This window comes from Ruminococcus callidus ATCC 27760 (genome assembly GCF_000468015.1).
GTDB classification, from domain to species: Bacteria; Bacillota; Clostridia; order Oscillospirales; family Ruminococcaceae; genus Ruminococcus_C; species Ruminococcus_C callidus.
In genome coordinates this window covers 1-17026 of the sequence record NZ_KI260475.1, presented here as the reverse complement: position 1 = coordinate 17026, position 17026 = coordinate 1, and the positions used below count along the sequence as shown (strand labels likewise).

Here is a 17026-nt window from a genome sequence, read left to right as displayed (position 1 = left end):
CTGTCGCACAATCTTTGTGCGGTATTGCCCTTAATCCTTTTGAAAGATCAGAATTTTCTCTGCCATGTTCTTCACCACCGGCAGCCATGAGATCAGCCGGTAGGCGGGATACAGCTTCGCCATGCCACGGAGGATATTGTCGTCTTTCACGCTGTGGAATCCTTGGGCAAGGTTCTGCATCTCAGAGAACCGGTTCACACCCCATGTAAAGACTGCACCGGTGTCCTGTACCGATTTTTCAATGGACTGCTTCCGCACCCAGAACGGCGAGGTGGTTTCCATCATCACATAGGCGTTGTCGAAGTTGTCGTGAATGATGCGGAGCATCTGTGCCACTTCTTCCGGCTGGAGGTACATGGACAGCCCCTCAATGACGAACAGCATGGTGCCGCGTTGGGTGATGTCCTCGTGCCACGTGGGATCCAGTACGGACTTGCCCACCGTGGAGATGCGTCCCTGTTCCTGAAAGATCTGGTCGCGGACACGAATGGTTTCCGGCAGGTCGAGGTTGTACCATGTGCACTTTCCGGTGTCCATGCGGTACACTCTGGTGTCCAGCCCACAGGCAATGTTTACCACCGTTGCATCGGGGTGCTTCTGCAAAAATGTCTGCACCAGTTCGTCAAATACAATGGTTCTGGCAATCGTGCCGCTGCCCATGGCAACGTCCCTGGAAGCCTTGGAAAAATCGTAGTCCAGCCGTTCCGCCAGCTCCACCGCCTTGGCATCATAAAAGGCATGCTTCGGGGATTTCGAGTACTTGGCTCTTGCATAAAAAGTCAGTAGCATGGTTTCTGCCACGCCGTTCAGTTCCGGTTTGATTTTCGAATTTGTCATAGCGGTGCTCCTTTTTAGTTAGTATAGACTTACTATAGTAGTATAGCACATTTTGGCGGGAAACGCAAATGGATTCTCATGGGATTTTTCGCGGAACGCTTGCCAATTTCTTGAATGTGTGGTATAATATACAACAGAGTATAGAAAGGCGGGAAATGCCGTGACGAAACGAGAAGAATTTATTGCCGTTTATCAGGAAAATATCCAGCGGCGGGGAGCAGACCGGCTGCTGGAATGGCTGGACTCTGATGCCAGCGATTTCTTTACTGCCCCCTCCAGCACCCGATTTCACGGGGCATATGAGGGCGGGCTGGTGGAACACAGTCTGAATGTGTACGAGTGCCTGAAAGACTATCTGAATCGTCCCCGCACCAAGGAACTGTACGGCATGGACTATACACCGGAAACCATTGCCGTGACGGCACTGCTCCACGACATCTGCAAGGTTGGCTTTTATGCCGTGGACTATCGCAACGCCAAGAATGAACAGGGCGTGTGGGAAAAGGTGCCCTACTATACCGTGCGGGACACCCTGCCCTATGGGCACGGGGAAAAATCCGTGTACATGATTCAAAGCTTTATGCGGCTGACCCGTGACGAAGCTTTTGCCATTCGCTATCACATGGGCTTTTCCGGCAACGAGGACAAGAACAGCGTGGGCAGAGCACTGGAAATGTTTCCGCTGGCTCTGGCAGTCAACGTGGCGGATATGGAAGCAACGTATTATCTGGAAGGGTCTGTGAAGTGATAGGAGCCTGAACAGGCTTTAAAGGCAATACCGCATAAAGATTGTGCGGTATTGCCTAAAGAACTCCAACAGGGAAATTGCCTTGTTTGTAATAGATAATAGGAGTAGGAGGAAATAAAAATGAATTGGTACGAAAACGCAGTGATGTATCACATCTATCCCTTGGGCTTCTGCGGAGCACCGAAGTGCAACGAGGGCGGCGAACCGGTGAACCGGTTGGAAAAGGTGCTGGACTGGATCCCGCATCTGAAAGAACTGGGTGTTGATGCCGTTTACTTCGGACCGGTATTCGAATCTGTGGAACACGGCTATGACACCACCGATTACCGTGTGATCGACCGCCGGCTGGGCACCAACGAAATGTTTGCCCACATCTGCGACGAACTGCACAAGAACGGCATTCGCGTGATTCTGGACGGCGTGTTCAACCACGTGGGACGGAACTTCTGGGCGTTCAAGGACGTACAGGAAAAGGGACAGGCTTCGGAGTACTGTGACTGGTTTGCCGGTCTGAACTTCGGCGGTCAGAGCCCCTGCGGCGACAACTTCTGGTACGAGGGCTGGAACGGCTACTATAATCTGGTCAAGCTGAATCTGCGGAACTGGCACGTGTGCGATTACCTCATCGATGCCGTGGGCATGTGGATGGATCAGTTCCATATCGACGGTATCCGCTTTGATGCCGCAGACTGTGTGGACTTCGACTTCTTCCGCCGGATCCACAACTTCTGCAAGGAACGCAATCCGGAATTCTGGCTCATGGGCGAGATCATTCACGGCGACTATAAGCGTTGGGCAAATCCGGAAATGCTGGACAGCGTGACCAACTACGAGTGCTATAAGGGCATCTATTCTTCCCACAACGACAAGAACTATTTCGAGATCAACTACAGCATCAACCGCCAGTTCGGCAACGGCGGCATCTATCAGGGCGTGGCTCTGTACAACTTTGTGGACAACCACGATGTCAACCGTCTGGCAAGCACCCTGTGCGACCAGCGGTATCTGCCCCTGTGCTATACGCTGATGTACTGCATGCCGGGCATTCCGTCGGTATACTACGGCAGTGAATACGGTGTCATGGGCAGACACGAGAACAATTCCGATGACGGTCTGCGGCCTTGTCTGGATCTGGACGACCTGAACCGCAGCGGCAATCTGGACTTGTACCGGCATCTGGTAAAGCTGGGCAGAATCTACCACGCATATCCGGCACTGCGTACCGGCTCTTACTACACTGTGGAAGTCCGGAACCGTCAGCTGCTGTTCGCCAAGGAGCAGGACGGCAGAACCGTTTACGTGGCACTGAATCTGGAGGACTGCCCCAGCGAATTCCGCTTCGGCACCCACGTGCCCTCGCTGGTCGATGTCATCAGCGGTCAGCCGGTGCAGGTAGAAAACGGCGGTGCATGGATCCGCATGGCACCGTTCTCCTCGATGATTCTGGTCGAGGACGATATTGTCAACCAGACTGAACCGGAAGCAGCAGCAGTTGCCGTACCGGAGCCTACGGTTCTGGAAGCCGGTGCAAAATATCGCGATGTACTGGACGGCTCTGTCTGCGAACTGCTCCAGACCTCCGTCCGCCACGCAGAAACACAGGAAGAACTGGTAGTTTACCGCAAGGAGCAGGACGGCAGCGTCTGGGCAATGCCGAAGTTGATCTTTACCGGCACGGCACACGATAACCAGCCGCGGTTCGAAAAGCTGTAATCGGGAAACAAACCTCAGGCAATACCGTGCAAAGCCGTCAGGCTGGCTCTGTGCGGTGTTGCTTTTCCCACGAAAGGAAATCGCAACACCATGGAACACAACACCCTACAGGGCGTCATTTTCGATCTGGACGGCACGCTGCTGGATTCCGGCAGCATGTGGCGGCAGGTGGACAAGAAGATCATGGACTACTACGGCAAAGAAATGCCGGACGACCTGTCCGAAACGGTACAGCGAATGTCCATTGAAGAATTCTCCCGCTATTTTGTGGAGGAGTTCCACTTGCCGGTCACGCCGGAACAGTTTGCACAGCAGGTGGCAGATACCGTTGCACAGGAGTATCGGGAACTGCTGCCGCTGAAACCCCATGTCATGGAACTGCTGGACTGGCTGGACAGCCAGCAGATCGTCTATGGCGTTGCCACGGCGACTTACGGCGAACTGGCAGAGGCGGCACTGAAACGGCTTCATGTATGGGAACGGCTGGCATTTCTGCTCACCGAGCAGGAGGCTGGTGCTCCCAAGACCCAGCCCCGTATCTTTCAGCTGGCGGCACAGAAGCTGCATTTGGGCAGACGGCAGATCGCCGTGGCAGAGGATTCTCTCCACGCTCTGCAATGTGCCAGGGCTGCCGGATTTTTCACCGTGGGGGTGTATGATGCAGCCAATCCGGCGGCATGGCAGCAGATCTGTGCGACGGCAACGGTGCATGTGCACGATATTCTGGAAATGAAGCAGTTTCTCTAAGGCAATACCGAACAAAGAGCGTCTGGCGGCAAAAGGAGTTTCAACATGAGTGGTACACTATACATTATCGGCACGCCCATCGGAAATCTGGAGGACATCACTATGCGGCAGCTGCGGCTGCTGGGCGAGGTGGACTTTCTGGCGGCGGAGGACACCCGTGTCACCCGCAAGTTGCTCTCCCACTATGACATTCACACACCCATTGTCAGCTACCACGAACACAGCGGGCTGACAGTGGCACAGAGCATTGCCAACCGGATCCTCGCAGGGGAATCCTGCGGCGTGGTCACAGATGCAGGCATGCCCTGTATTTCCGACCCTGGTGAGCCGCTGGTGCAGCTTTGTCATCAGCTGGGTGTGCCTATGGAAGTAGTCCCCGGACCGTCGGCAGCCATTGCGGCACTGGCGATCTCCGGACAGCATACCTCACGGTTTGCCTTTGAGGGGTTCCTCTCCGTGAACCGGAACCAGCGGGCGGCACATCTGGAACAACTGCGGGACGAACAGCGAACCATGATTTTCTACGAGGCTCCCCATAAGCTTTGCCGGACACTGGCAGATATGGCGGCAGTGTTCGGCGGGGACAGAAGCCTGTCCCTCTGTCGGGAACTGACGAAGATTCACGAGGAAGTGCAGCTGACCACCTTTGCACAAGCCATTGCCTATTATGAAAACACGCCGCCCCGCGGGGAATACGTGCTGGTCGTTGCCGGTGCGGTGCCCCAGAAGGCGGAGAGCGTCACGCTGGAAGAAGCTGTGGAGCAGGTACGCCGCTGTGTGGCGGACGGGCAGAAGCTGACACAGGCATGCAAAACCGTTGCCGCAGAAACCGGCTACCGGAAAAGCGAACTGTACGATGCCGTGCAGGAATCATAAGGCAATACCGCACGGAAAAATAACGCCGGAGCGAATCTCAAAGGAAACGCTCCGGCGTTTTTGTTTGACATCTCTGGCGGAATGTGCTATAATTGATAATATCGTATACAAAATTTCGTACACATTGCCGGAATGGCAGGAGGAATATATGAGGAAAAAATGGACGTACTGGCGGCGTGCTGTGATTTCGCTGCTGTGTGTCATCAGCTGTTTGCCGTGGGGACAACTTCCTGCGGCGGCGGAGCCGGACATGCCGGAGGTTCTGGAAGAAACGTGGAAACAGAACGACGGGCTGCTGGTGCCGGCGAATGAGCCGGCACAGACGGACACACCGGAGGTCACAGACGACGAGGCGGAAGAAAGCCTGCGTGGAGCCGGCTCGCTGCCGTCTTCCTATAGTCTGCTGGACGTGGACGGCAGCAGTTATGTCACTTCTGTCAAAGATCAGGGCTCCACAGGTCTTTGCTGGGCGTATGCGGCACTGGGTTCCTGTGAGTCCAACATCATGAAACAGGGGCTGGACATTCCGGAATCGTGGAAAGACAGCAGCGGCGAACTGAACTTCTCCGAAGCGGCACTGGGCTGGTATCCCTTTACCAATCATTTGCTGGTAGGCGACCTCACCAGCGGCGACTATATCACCATGGACAACAAGGGCATCAGCGGCGGCAACCCCACCATTGCCGGCTACGGACTGGCGGCAGGCATTGGCCCCCAGCTGGAACAGTTCGCCTCCATGGACGACTGGTCACAGGGTTATTCCGAGTATCAGCGGTATAACGCCTACTACCGCATGCAGAGCTCCGACCTCTTGCAGCAGGTGGACACCGCGGGGCGGACTGTCATCAAGCAGTGGCTCATGGAAAGCGGTGCCGTCAGTGCATCGTTCTATTCCAAGGGCATATTTTTTGACAACGGGGACTCCATTGCCTATTACCAGAAGCGGCACGGCACCGGAGATGCTGACCATGCGGTTCTGCTGGTGGGCTGGGACGATAACTATTCCAGAGAGAATTTCCAAAAAAGCTGTCAGCCCAAGTCGGACGGGGCGTGGCTGGTGCGGAACAGCTGGGGGGCAGATGATGTTGGCGGCGGCTACTTCTGGCTGTCCTATGAGGAAGCTTCTCTCTGCGAAGCGGCACGGTTCCAGATGACACAGGACAGCACACCTGTTGCACGCTATCAGTACGATGGCAGTGTTTCCTATGCCAATGTAAACTTTTCCGCAGCAGCCAATGTGTTCACTGCGGAAAAGTCCGGCAAACTGACGGAAGTCATGTTTCCCATGACATCGAACAATTCTCAGGGCGGGTGGTATACCATTTCGGTGTACCGGCTGAAAAATAACGCCCAGTCCCCTGTAGACGGCACGAAGCTTTGCAGCAAACAGGGCACAGTGCAGTACGGCGGCTATAAGAACATTTCACTGGCAGCACAAAATGTGATGCTGCAAAAGGGCGACCGGTTTTCGGTTGTGCTGGAACTGCGAAAGGAAAAGGGCAGCAGGGAAAAACTCTGGCTTTCGTTTGAGTCCAACTCCACGGAAACGCTGGAACGCCACTGCTCGATCCAGTCGGGGCAGACGTTTATTTGCAGCGGCGACACATGGATCGATATGGTTGACGTGAAGCAGTGGCAAAACAGCAGCGGCAAAAAGCCCTATTCCAATCTGGGCAACGCTGCAATTAAAGTAATTGTGCGGGAACAGGACACTGCGGTCAACTGGGCACAGTGGAATGCCGCCATGTCTTACGGCGAGCCTGCCGCCGATGCAGATCCGCTGTATCAGGCAGCCTATGCCGAAGCGGCAGCCCTGTCGGAAGATGCCACGCAGGCAGAGGTGGACAATGCCGCCGCCAATCTCTTTGCCGGACTGGAACGGGAAGGGCTGATACAGTATTCTCAGTATATCTACGCCAAGGAAACCGCAGAGCCTTTGTTTTTGCTGGGCGATGTAGACGGGAACGGCAGCGTAGATGCCACCGATGTGTTCCAGTCCCTGCTGGCACAGGCACAAGATGCCGTGGGCTATGCTTCCGGTTTGTCCATGTCGCAGGCGGCAGCGGCAGACTGCGACGGCAACAGTAAGATCGATGCCACAGATGCATTCTATCTGATGCTGTACTGTGCGTATCGGGGAGCCGGCATTCCCAAAAGCTGGGACGAAATTTTAAGTACATAAGGCAGTAGCATGCCACAAAAAACAGGACAGCGATTCCGCAGGGAAAAGCTGTCCTGTTTTCTGTTTTATAACATCAAATTTCAGAAGTTATCTGCCGCAGCCGCAGCCACAGTCGTCATCGTCGCCGCCCTGCTGGTTCCGGCAGTTCTGGGCAGACTGGTTCTGCTTCTGCTGTGCCTGCTGGTTCTGGCGATTCTGGCTCTGCTGCTGCTGACGGTTCTGGCTCTGATTCTGCTTGGACATGGTGTTCTCCGTTTCTCCGCACACAGGACTGCTCTGATGGTTCTCCGTGTGCGGCAGAAGAACCGGCAGCCGGCGGCAGAAATTTGCCGCGTTGAATAGGCAATGCGGCACAAAGCCCGCCTGACGGCTTTGCACGAAATCTGCTTGCATATTTTCCGGCATATTGCCTCAAAATTCCTTGCCAGACAAAAGTCTGCCTGCGAAATTTTTAGACAATCTTCCGAAAAATCTGCCGACGCATCTTCCGTACAAGCTTTATGCCGCGTTGCCTATAGTGTATCCGGAATCCGCGGAGATATGCAGTTGTATTTGATTTACAAAATTTTACAAATATAAGCCAGAAGTACTGCCGTCCAGTGCACTACGCCGCACAGCAGGATTCCCACAGCGGTGGGGATCCCCCACGCCGCCAGTGTCCACTTCCAGCTGCCGGTTTCCTTGTGAATGGTCAGGAGAGTTGTGGAACAGGGAAAATGAAACAGCAAAAACAGCAGCATGCACAGGGCGGTGGCAGCCGTCCAGCCGTTTGTCGTCAGGATCTCGTGAATGCGGCTCAAGTCGGTGATCTCGGCGAGGGCGTTGCCGGCGGTGTAGCCCATGCAGATAATGGGCAGGACAATTTCATTTGCGGGAAATCCCAGCAGGAACCCCAGCAGAATTACGCCGTCCAGTCCGATGAATTGTGCCGGTGTGTCTAGAAGTGCCGCACAGTGTGCAAAAATGGAGCCGCCGCTGATATGGCAGTTGGTGAAGCACCAGATCACGGCTCCCGCCGGTGCCGCCGCCAGACAGGCTCTGCCCAGTACAAAAATCGTCCGGTCCAGCAGCGAACGCACCAGCACCTTGCCGAACTGGGGCTTGCGGTACGGCGGCAGTTCCAGCGTAAAGGAGGACGGCACACCCCGCAGAATGGTATGCGAAAGCAAACGGGACACGGCGAATGTGACAAAAACGCCCAGCAGGATCAGCCCCAACAGCAACAGGGCAGAACTGACAGAACGGCACAGCCCGCTGCCGGCGGCGAAAAACAGGGAAATACAGGTGATCATGGTGGGGAATCTGCCGTTGCAGGGGATAAAGTTGTTGGTGAGAATGGCGATCAGCCGTTCCCGCGGGGAGTCGATAATGCGGCAGCCGGTCACGCCGGCGGCGTTGCAGCCGAAGCCCATGCACATGGTCAGCCCCTGTTTGCCGCAGGCACAGGCACGCTGAAATGGTTTATCCAGATGAAACGCCACACGGGGCAGATAGCCAAAATCCTCCAGCAGGGTGAACAGGGGAAAGAAAATCGCCATAGGCGGCAGCATGACTGCAATGACACAGGTCAGCACGTTGTAGATGCCGTCGATCAGCAGACCGTGCAGCCAGTGGGGCGTATGTATGGTTTCCAGCAGCAGAGAGAGCCAGCCCTGCAAATGGGAAAAGCCGGCGGAGAGCCATGCCGAGGGATAATTTGCCCCCACAATGGTGAGCCAGAGCACCAGCCCCAGCAACAGCAGCATCACCGGAATGCCCCACTTTCCCGCCAGAATCCGGTCAAGGCGGCGGTCGGCGGCATCGGTCTGTTCCGGCTGGTGTACAGTCTGGGCGGCGAGAGCTTCGCTGTGTCGGACAATGGCGGCGATCATGGCATCGGCACAGACTTCGGGGGAGTACTGCTTCCACGTCTGTTCCAGTGCATCGGACAGTGCGGGGATTTCCAAGGAAATATTCCCGTGTGCGGCAATTTTTTCGTGCAGTTCCGGCTCCGGTTCCAACAGCCGTCGGGCAGTCCATTCCCGCTGCAGTCCGCAGAGGTTTTCCGGCAGTTCGTTCTGGATCTGTTCCAATGGCTGTTCCAGCTGTTCCGGAACGGGACAGGGCAGCGGCTGCGGTGCCGGCTGGTGCAGGAGGCCGAACAGCCGCTGTTGGAATTCCGGCAGTCCGGTGCCGCTGCGGGCAGCCATGCCCACCACAGGAATGCCCAGCAGCTGTTCCAGTTGCGGCAGGTCAATGGCGATCTGCCGCTTTTCGGCTTCGTCCAGCAGGTTGACACAGAGCAGGGTGCGGGGGCAGGTTTCCAGCACCTGCATGACCAGCAGCAGCCCTCGTTCCAGACAGGTGGCATCACAGACCACTACCGCGGCATCCGGCTCTGCAAAGCAGAGAAAATCCCGTGCCACGATCTCCTCGGCACTGCGGGCACGGAGCGAGTATGTGCCGGGGAGATCTGCCAGCAGGAGCGATTCCCCGTTCCAGGTGACTGTCCCCACGGCACTGGCAACGGTTTTTCCCGCCCAGTTTCCGGTGTGCTGGTGCATGCCGGTGAGGGCGTTGAACACGGTGGATTTTCCCACATTGGGCATGCCTACAAGGGCGACGACAGGGAGTTCCGTTTGAGATAATTCCGGCGGCAGTCCGGCAGATGATGTGCACATATGGCAATTCGTCCTTTCTGTGTGGGGTGCGGGAAACACGGTGCTGCTTCCTCAATTTTTGCCATTCTATGCAGAAAGAACAGAAAAAAGACCGCCTTTGGAAAAGACGGTCTTGGGGTGTTGTTTCCTGAAAATGCCGGTTACTGCATCTCCTCTACCAGATTGCTGATCCATACACCCTTTTGAATCAGGATATACCCGATCACCACCTTGAGAATATCCGCCGCCTGTACAATGGCATAAATGCCCAGGATCGGCAGCGAGGTGAAGTGACACATCAGCAGGGCAGCGGGAATCGGGATCACCCATGTAAAGACGCTGTCAAACAAAAAGGTAATCATCGTTTTTCCGCCGGAACGCAGGGTGAAGTACAGGGCGTTCAGGAAGCCCTGTATCGGGAAGAACACCGCGGTAATGGTGATAAACCAGCGGCCGTAGTTCCGTACCTCTGCGGTAGTGTCATATGCCTTGGGGAACACGCCGGAAACGGAGATCAGGATCGCCGCCAGCAGCAGACAGACTGCACCGGTGAACCACATCAGGCTGAACGAATCCTTCTTGGCTTTCTCGTATTCCGAAGCCCCCAGCGTCTGCCCGATGAGAATCCCCACCGCAGAACCCAGTGCCACGAATACCACGTTCAGCAGGTTGCAGATGGCGTTGGAGATGTTCAGTCCGGCAACCACTTCCAGCCCGCGGGTAGAGTAGCACTGTGTCAGGGCAGCCAGACCGGCAGACCAGAGCAGTTCGTTGCAGAAAATGGGCATGCCCTTGCGGAGTACCTTTCCCGCCAGTTCCTTGGGAACGCGGAGTGTGCGGTAGATGCCTTTCAGGAACACGTGCTTGTTCCGGCAGAGGTGTGCCCAGATGATGACGATGCTCATTTCGATGACACGTGCCAGCACGGTGGCAATGGCCGCTCCGCGAACGCCCAGCTTGGGCATGCCGCAGTTGCCGTAAATGAGCAGGTAGTTCAGTACGATGTCCACGACTACTGAAGCCACGCCGCCCACCATGGGCTTGACGCTGCTGCCGGTTTCCCGCAGGCTGGTGGCATAGACCTGTGTCACCACAAAGAACGGCAGCCCCAGCAGCATGATGTGCAGGTACTGCTTGGCATAGGTCATGGTGAGGGCGGAGTCCACGGTGGCACTTTCTCCGTGGAGGTATAGCCCGATCAAAGACTCGTCCCTCAGCAGAAAGACCAGCAGTCCGCCGATAAGACATGTCAGACTGAGCCAGAGCTTGATGCGGAACGTGCTCTGAAAACCGTGCATGTTCCGCTGTCCGTAATATTGTGCCCCGTAGATGCCGGGACCGGCAAGGGCACCGAAAATGGCGAGGTTGAATACGAAGATCAGCTGACCGGCAATGGAAACGGCAGTCATCGCTTCCGTGCCCTGACTGCCGACCATGATGTTGTCCACCAGACTGACCATGTTGGTGATGCCGTTCTGGATCATCATCGGCACCGCCAGCATCAATGCCCGCTTGTAGATCGGATTGTGTTTTCTCATGGGGATAGTTCCTCCTGTGATGTCAAAAAAGTAATTGCCTTAGAGCCAGTTTCATATTTCAGGAAACACTGCACGCAGATTGCGTGCAGTGTTTCCCTTATTATAGCAAAAATAAACAGCGGGTTTCTAATACAATTTCTATGTGTTCTGATACGATTTCTAGAGAAACACCGAGCAAAGCTTGTGGTAAGATGCGTAGTCAGATTTTTCGGCAGATTGCGTACAAAGCCGTCAGGCGGGCTTTATGCAGTGTTGCCTTAACCGTTACCGCAGTGCAGATCATACCGGCATTGTCTTTTCGAGCCGTGTTGTCACGCCGCTGCCGTCCCCGACGATTCGCAGAGGCAGCACATTCAGAAACGGCTTTCCGCCGCTTCTGCCCTCCAGCAGGAACAGCCACGGCTGGGCATCGGCAGCCTTTGCCACAAATTGCAGCCGCTTTGGTTCAATGCCGTTTTGCCGCATGGCATCGATGCAGTCTGCCAGCCGTTCCGGACGGTTGCAGATGCACAGCCGCCCGCCGAATTTCAGCAGCCGCTTTGCCGAACGGCAGATGTCATAGATGTTGCACAAAATCTCGTGCCGTGCAATTTTCTGTGCCGTCAGCTGGCTTTCAATGCCTGCCTGATATGCCTTGTACGGCGGATTGCAGGTGACCAGATCCAGCTGTCCCGCCGGAGCATCTTCCCACAGATTCTTCAGATCGGCACAGACAGGGTGCAGGACAGACTGTACGGCTGTGCTTTCGGCAATGCCCAGACACATCTGCCGGATCGCCTCCGGCTGAATGTCCACGCCGTAGATCTCCTGCGGGGGAGCCTGCCGCTGCATCAGCATGGGGATAATGCCGCAGCCGGTGCCGAAGTCGCAGACGCGGTCTTTTTGCCGATAACCGGAAAATTCCGTCAGCAGCACCGCATCTGTGCCGAACCGGTGCAGCGAACTGGTGCAGACCGTCAAGCCGTCTGCAATGGCTTCATAAGAGAGTGCGGGCATATACGCCATAGGGCATACCTCCTGTTGCGAGATTGGTTTTTAGAACCTGTCTTCACAAGAAATATATGTGGATTTTCGAGCATAATTTTGTTGCAGACAAGGAAAAAATACGCAGGCGGGCTGTCGCCCGGCAAGTGTTTTTCACGCAGTATGCAGCAAAATTTGCCGAAAAGACACGTGTATACGCTTGTGAAGACAGGTTCTTATTGCACAAACATTTCCGTCGTTTCCGTTTCTGTCCCCGTCAGGCTCTCCGGCTTCCGGAGCACCACTGCCTGCTGATAGACCAGCTGGTAGCGGTTCTCGAACTTGTCCATGTCGTACTGGATTTTGCCCTCCAGCGGGTCGCAGACGGTAACCGTATTGGCGTTCAGGTCGTAGCCGCAGAGCAGGACGCAGTGCTCGTTGATGAGGAATACCGCATCTTCTCCCTTGGGCGTTGTCCAGTAGTAGCGTTCTTCCACGCGGCTGGTGAGGTTGATCGTCACCCACGTGATGACCGGATTGCCGTTGGCTACCTCCCACAGCAGCGTCTTCAGGGAACAGCCTGTGAGATTCTGTGCCACCTCGCCGCCGTCCTGTTCGTCAAGGTATTTCTGTGCGGTTTCCACGATTACCGGTGCATAACAGCCCCACGCGTTGGCATCGTGGGGCGAGCCGATAAAAGCTTCCCCGAATGTTGCCTGATAGGGTTCAGCACGGGTGAGATACTGGTCTGCCATGGTGAGCTTGTCCACGGGGTAGCCCAGATAGTTCAGTGCTGCCGTCAGTGTGGTCACTTCGCAGCCGGTAGGCAGTTCCGGATTTTGCAGGACCGGCTGTGCGTCCAGTTCCACCTGCGAAGCCGTCAGCACTGCCGGCTCGGTGGGAACGGTGAGTTCTGTCTGTACCGGAATGGTGCCCTGATACAGCACGCCGATCTCCTCGGTAGTAGTCGTTTCTGTCATTGCCGTGCTTTGCAGTACGGCGGTGGTTTCTTTTGTGGGAACGTTTCTGCTGCTGTCTGACCGGAAAAAGAGCAGGTAGACTGCTGCCGCGATCAGTGCCAGAAGCAGAAGCAATGCGGTTCTCCTCCGCCGTCCCAACTGTTTTTTGGATACTTTTGCCATGATATAATACTTCTTCCCTTGTGTTCCTCTTGAACACACGTAAAACCGTTTGGGCAGCATCTGCCCTTACTTATGATGCCTTACTTCTCCTCCTCCGCGTGGTGAGAACCGCCGGAGGTGACGATCTTTCGCCGGAAATCGGATTCTCCCTGTCCGATGACCGGCCGTGCCAGCTGGTAGATGTCGGTTGCCTGTGATTCCAGTGCCGCACAGCGTCCTGCCTCCGGACTGGTGTGAGCCAGTTCCGCCAGCGAGTGGGAAAAGGGCAGCAGCCGCTTGTTCTTGGAGTCCCGCAGGATCTCCCGTCCGGTGTCGTTGAATGCCAGAATCCGACCGTATGCCGGATAATTCTGGATGTCTGCCGTGCGGATGTCCAGCAGAATGTGCAGCAGGATCCGCCGCAGCCGTGCCATGGGATAGCGTTTGGTGCGGATCGCCTGTAACAGTTCTTCCAGCGAAGCGGAACGCTTTGCCTTGTACAGACGGTGCTCCAGTCCCTGTCCGATCTCGGCAATGTCGTGGAGATCGTCTGCATCGGTGGTACGCAGTTTGTACAGAATGAGCCGTTCCAGATATTCCATAGAGGCGATGTGTCCGTTCTGTTTTGCTTCCCGCAGGGCATGCCATGCATAAGAGGGCATCATTCGCCGGCAGTCGCCGCCCTCCGCAAAAAACTGCCGGATATAGGTGGCACTGGCGGTGCCGTCCGGTGCCGGCTGACTGCTGTTGTGTCCGGCTCCTTTGCGGGGAATGGTCATGGGCTGCAGGGGACTGTCCATTTCTTCAATGGCGTTGAGGTAGGCAATGGCAAGGGTGTTGTTGGGGCTGCGGAGCACGGCAGCTGTTTCTTCCCCGTAGAGCTGCCCGACCATCTGGGAGAGCACCTCCGGATAGGAATAGCCGGAACGGAGAAAATCGTCCATGACATCGGCGTAGTCTGTCTTGCAGACCTGACACGCCTGTGCCGCCTGTGAGAGCAGGTGAATGTCCCCGCACTCGCTGCCGAAAGAGATCTCCTGCACATTCCCCAGAGCCGTCAGAAGTGCAACGCCGCCCATGGCGAAGTTCTCCGCCGGAGCCAGAGCATAGGGCACCGGCAGTTCCAGCACCAGATCGACACCGCCCTCAATGGCAAGACGGGCACGGGTGAACTTGTCCAGCAGGGCAGCATCACCACGCTGGACGAAGTTGCCGCTCATGACGGCAACGATCCCCTCTGCACCGCCCCGGCGAACCTGTTCCAGATGATACAGGTGTCCGTTGTGCAGGGGATTGTATTCACAGATAATTCCACTGATTTTCATGTATGAACCTCCCGAAAAGCTGTAGAAAATGAGAAAATTGCATGATTGGTCGGGGAATTTGCGGAAACCCCTTGCAATTTTTGCAAAAAAGCTTATAATAGTATATGGGACACTCCTGGTGTCCGAAAAATGATGTCAGCGGCAGAGGTCTGCTTCGGGGACATATCGGAAAAGCAAGCAGGTACTGCCGCCGGCAGAGTTTGCTTTTCCGATGTGTTCCGACAGGTGCCGCAAAAATGAAAAAGGAGAAATTTTCCTATGATTATTCTTGTTGTCAATGCAGGAAGCTCGTCACTGAAGTATCAGCTCATCAATATGGAAGATGAGTCTGTCATCGCAAAGGGCAACTGCGACCGTATCGGTATCGATGGTCACCTGAGCCACAAGACCGCTTCCGGCGTAAAGGTGGAAAAGGACTGCGATTTCCCGACACATGCAGAAGCATTTTCCTGTCTGGTAGACGCACTGACTACCGGCGAGGGTGCTGTGATCTCCAGCATGGACGAAATTTCCGCAGTTGGTCACCGTGTAGTACAGGGTGCAGAAGTGTTCACCAAGACCACTCTGGTTACCGATGAAATCATCGAAAAGATCGACGAACTCCGCGAACTGGCTCCGGTACATAACCACGGTCATGCACTGGCTCTGTGGGCTTGCCGCAAGATCCTGCCGAACGTGCCGCAGGTCGTTGTTTTTGACACCGCATTCCACCAGACCATTCCGCAGAAGGCATTCATGTACGGCTTCCCGTATGAGGATTACGAGCAGTTCCATGTTCGTAAGTATGGCTTCCACGGCACTTCTCACCGCTTTGTCACTGCCAAGCTGGCAGAAATTATGGGCAAGGATCTGAAGGATCTGAAGGTGGTTTCCTGTCATCTGGGCAATGGTTCTTCCATTACCGCAGTACAGGACGGCAAGTCTGTAGATACCACCATGGGCTTCACACCGCTGGACGGCGTACTGATGGGTACCCGCTGTGGTGCCGTTGACCCGTCTGCTGTTACCTATGTTGCAGGCAAGCACGGCTTCGGCGTTTCCGAAATGGACACCTACATGAACAAGAAGTCCGGTATGCTGGGTATTTCCGGTAAGTCCTCTGACTTCCGCGACATCACCGCAGCAGCAGAAGCAGGCGACAAGCGTGCAACACTGGCAAAGGATATGCTGGTATACGACATCAAGAAGGACATCGGTGCCTATGCCGCAGCTATGAACGGTCTGGACGCTGTGATCTTCACCGGCGGTATCGGCGAAAATGCACCGAATTGCCGTGAGGAAGTCTGCGAGAACATGGAATATCTGGGCATCAAGATCGACAAGGCTGCCAACGATTTCAAGGGCGAGCTGAAGAAGATCTCCACACCGGATTCCAAGGTAGAAGTCTGGGTAATCCCGACAAACGAGGAGCTGCTGATCGCTCGCGACACACTGGCAATGATCCAGAAGTAAGCCGTTTATCAGTTGCTTTCAATTTTTCAAATACTGGAAAGCGAAGTCTTTTCGAAGGCTTCGCTTTTGTTATACCGGAGGGAAAATCAATGTCAGATATGAGCACTTTTGATAATGCCGAACTGTTGCAGCAGGCTCTGTCTGCCCGCAGAAACGCCTATGCTCCCTATTCCCATTTTCAGGTGGGAGCTGTGCTGGTTACTGCGGAGGGACAGTACTTTTCCGGCTGTAATATCGAAAACGCGTCCTATTCGCTGACGGTGTGTGCCGAACGCAGTGCGATTTTCGGGGCAGTTTCTGCCGGATTCCGACAGTTCCGGAAAATCGCCATTGTAGGCGGCATGACGGAAGAAGATGCCCGTACCCAGTCCTGTCCGCCCTGCGGAGCCTGTTTGCAGGTGCTGGCGGAATTCTGTCCGCTGGAATTTCCCGTGGTGCTGGCAGACAGGGAATACCAGCTGCGGGAGTTCCTGCCCCGTCAGTTTCGGCTGTAACTCTAGGGCAACACCGCACAAAGCCCGCCTGACGGCTTTGCACGCAATCTGCAAGCATCTTACGCACAAGCTTTATGCAGTGCCTTCTTTATTTTTTAGACTTATCCTTGTCCTTGTCTGCCGGTCGGTAGGAAGAACCGTCCGGACGAATGACAACGGTGTTGTCCAGCTGTCCTTTCAGATTTCCGATGACGGAACGGCGGTACTCCAGCCGGAGAGCGTTCTGCTCCTCCTGTTCGGCAGGAGTCAGCCCTTCTTCTGTGCGGGATTTTTTCGCCAGTTCGTTGATGCGTGCGATTTTCTTGTCGTCCATATGTGATGCCTCCTTAGAGAAAACATTTTCCTTGTATCTTACAATTTAAGGCAATACCGCACAAAGATTGTGCGACAG

General features: G+C 55.3%; 15 protein-coding genes. 8 read left to right on the top strand and 7 right to left on the bottom strand.

The window, feature by feature from the left end:
• Positions 1-30: 30 nt before the first annotated feature.
• Positions 31-837 carry a class I SAM-dependent methyltransferase gene (locus RUMCAL_RS12410; protein ID WP_021683293.1) on the bottom strand — a complete coding sequence of 269 codons (807 nt, stop codon included), beginning with the start codon at positions 835-837 and terminating at the stop codon, positions 31-33.
• Between the two features lie 160 nt (positions 838-997).
• On the opposite strand from RUMCAL_RS12410, the gene RUMCAL_RS12405 reads away from it, so the two are divergent.
• The 6 genes from RUMCAL_RS12405 to RUMCAL_RS12380 all read left to right on the top strand — a co-directional run bounded on the left by RUMCAL_RS12405 (position 998) and on the right by RUMCAL_RS12380 (position 7445).
• A complete protein-coding gene (locus tag RUMCAL_RS12405; protein WP_021683292.1) occupies positions 998-1585 on the top strand; it encodes an HD domain-containing protein in 588 nt (195 codons plus the stop codon).
• A 120-nt stretch (positions 1586-1705) separates the two neighbouring features.
• A complete protein-coding gene (locus RUMCAL_RS12400; RefSeq protein WP_021683290.1) occupies positions 1706-3298 on the top strand; it encodes a DUF1653 domain-containing protein in 1593 nt (530 codons plus the stop codon).
• 90 nt (positions 3299-3388) lie between these two features.
• Positions 3389-4045, top strand: a complete 657-nt coding sequence (locus RUMCAL_RS12395) for an HAD family hydrolase (RefSeq protein ID WP_021683289.1) — start codon at positions 3389-3391, stop codon at positions 4043-4045.
• Between the two features lie 45 nt (positions 4046-4090).
• Entirely contained in the window at positions 4091-4921 is an 831-nt protein-coding gene (gene rsmI, locus RUMCAL_RS12390; RefSeq protein WP_021683288.1) for a 16S rRNA (cytidine(1402)-2'-O)-methyltransferase, read from the top strand.
• 148 nt (positions 4922-5069) lie between these two features.
• Positions 5070-7103, top strand: coding sequence for a lectin like domain-containing protein (locus RUMCAL_RS12385; RefSeq protein WP_040648181.1), 2034 nt, complete (start codon positions 5070-5072; stop codon positions 7101-7103).
• Positions 7104-7112: 9 nt separating this feature from the next.
• Positions 7113-7445: a hypothetical protein gene (locus RUMCAL_RS12380; RefSeq protein WP_021683286.1), complete on the top strand. Its 333-nt coding sequence runs from the start codon at positions 7113-7115 to the stop codon at positions 7443-7445.
• 215 nt (positions 7446-7660) lie between these two features.
• On the opposite strand, the gene feoB is transcribed toward RUMCAL_RS12380, so the two are convergent.
• The 5 genes from feoB to RUMCAL_RS12355 all read right to left on the bottom strand — a co-directional run bounded on the left by feoB (position 7661) and on the right by RUMCAL_RS12355 (position 14689).
• Positions 7661-9763: a ferrous iron transport protein B gene (gene feoB / locus RUMCAL_RS12375; protein WP_040648180.1), complete on the bottom strand. Its 2103-nt coding sequence runs from the start codon at positions 9761-9763 to the stop codon at positions 7661-7663.
• Between the two features lie 140 nt (positions 9764-9903).
• A complete protein-coding gene (locus tag RUMCAL_RS12370) occupies positions 9904-11280 on the bottom strand; it encodes an MATE family efflux transporter (RefSeq protein ID WP_021683281.1) in 1377 nt (458 codons plus the stop codon).
• Between the two features lie 279 nt (positions 11281-11559).
• Positions 11560-12285 carry a tRNA1(Val) (adenine(37)-N6)-methyltransferase gene (locus tag RUMCAL_RS12365; protein ID WP_021683279.1) on the bottom strand — a complete coding sequence of 242 codons (726 nt, stop codon included), beginning with the start codon at positions 12283-12285 and terminating at the stop codon, positions 11560-11562.
• Between the two features lie 194 nt (positions 12286-12479).
• Positions 12480-13385 carry a C39 family peptidase gene (locus RUMCAL_RS14825; protein ID WP_051343858.1) on the bottom strand — a complete coding sequence of 302 codons (906 nt, stop codon included), beginning with the start codon at positions 13383-13385 and terminating at the stop codon, positions 12480-12482.
• 80 nt (positions 13386-13465) lie between these two features.
• Positions 13466-14689: a tRNA(Met) cytidine acetate ligase gene (locus tag RUMCAL_RS12355; protein WP_021683277.1), complete on the bottom strand. Its 1224-nt coding sequence runs from the start codon at positions 14687-14689 to the stop codon at positions 13466-13468.
• Between the two features lie 258 nt (positions 14690-14947).
• Between RUMCAL_RS12355 and RUMCAL_RS12350 the strand changes: the two genes are divergently transcribed.
• The gene (locus RUMCAL_RS12350) at positions 14948-16141 is read left to right on the top strand and encodes an acetate/propionate family kinase (protein WP_021683275.1); all 1194 of its coding nucleotides are present in this window, start codon (positions 14948-14950) and stop codon (positions 16139-16141) included.
• Positions 16142-16230: 89 nt separating this feature from the next.
• Positions 16231-16635 (top strand): cytidine deaminase, encoded by a 405-nt coding sequence (locus tag RUMCAL_RS12345; protein WP_021683274.1) that lies wholly within the window; start codon positions 16231-16233, stop codon positions 16633-16635.
• An 88-nt stretch (positions 16636-16723) separates the two neighbouring features.
• Here RUMCAL_RS12345 and RUMCAL_RS12340 read toward each other — a convergent pair whose 3' ends face one another.
• Positions 16724-16948 (bottom strand): DUF896 domain-containing protein, encoded by a 225-nt coding sequence (locus tag RUMCAL_RS12340; RefSeq protein ID WP_021683273.1) that lies wholly within the window; start codon positions 16946-16948, stop codon positions 16724-16726.
• Between the last annotated feature and the right edge of the window lie 78 nt (positions 16949-17026).

What these genes read in the sequence shown, in the direction of transcription:
- RUMCAL_RS12410 (WP_021683293.1), bottom strand. Translation starts at nt 837, where the DNA reads ATGACAAATTCGAAAATCAAACCGGAACTGAACGGCGTGGCAGAAACC.
- RUMCAL_RS12400 (WP_021683290.1), top strand. Translation starts at nt 1,706, where the DNA reads ATGAATTGGTACGAAAACGCAGTGATGTATCACATCTATCCCTTGGGC.
- RUMCAL_RS12395 (WP_021683289.1), top strand. Translation starts at nt 3,389, where the DNA reads ATGGAACACAACACCCTACAGGGCGTCATTTTCGATCTGGACGGCACG.
- rsmI (WP_021683288.1), top strand. Translation starts at nt 4,091, where the DNA reads ATGAGTGGTACACTATACATTATCGGCACGCCCATCGGAAATCTGGAG.
- RUMCAL_RS12385 (WP_040648181.1), top strand. Translation starts at nt 5,070, where the DNA reads ATGAGGAAAAAATGGACGTACTGGCGGCGTGCTGTGATTTCGCTGCTG.
- RUMCAL_RS12380 (WP_021683286.1), top strand. Translation starts at nt 7,113, where the DNA reads ATGCCACAAAAAACAGGACAGCGATTCCGCAGGGAAAAGCTGTCCTGT.
- feoB (WP_040648180.1), bottom strand. Translation starts at nt 9,763, where the DNA reads ATGTGCACATCATCTGCCGGACTGCCGCCGGAATTATCTCAAACGGAA.
- RUMCAL_RS12370 (WP_021683281.1), bottom strand. Translation starts at nt 11,280, where the DNA reads ATGAGAAAACACAATCCGATCTACAAGCGGGCATTGATGCTGGCGGTG.
- RUMCAL_RS12365 (WP_021683279.1), bottom strand. Translation starts at nt 12,285, where the DNA reads ATGGCGTATATGCCCGCACTCTCTTATGAAGCCATTGCAGACGGCTTG.
- RUMCAL_RS14825 (WP_051343858.1), bottom strand. Translation starts at nt 13,385, where the DNA reads ATGGCAAAAGTATCCAAAAAACAGTTGGGACGGCGGAGGAGAACCGCA.
- RUMCAL_RS12355 (WP_021683277.1), bottom strand. Translation starts at nt 14,689, where the DNA reads ATGAAAATCAGTGGAATTATCTGTGAATACAATCCCCTGCACAACGGA.
- RUMCAL_RS12350 (WP_021683275.1), top strand. Translation starts at nt 14,948, where the DNA reads ATGATTATTCTTGTTGTCAATGCAGGAAGCTCGTCACTGAAGTATCAG.
- RUMCAL_RS12345 (WP_021683274.1), top strand. Translation starts at nt 16,231, where the DNA reads ATGTCAGATATGAGCACTTTTGATAATGCCGAACTGTTGCAGCAGGCT.
- RUMCAL_RS12340 (WP_021683273.1), bottom strand. Translation starts at nt 16,948, where the DNA reads ATGGACGACAAGAAAATCGCACGCATCAACGAACTGGCGAAAAAATCC.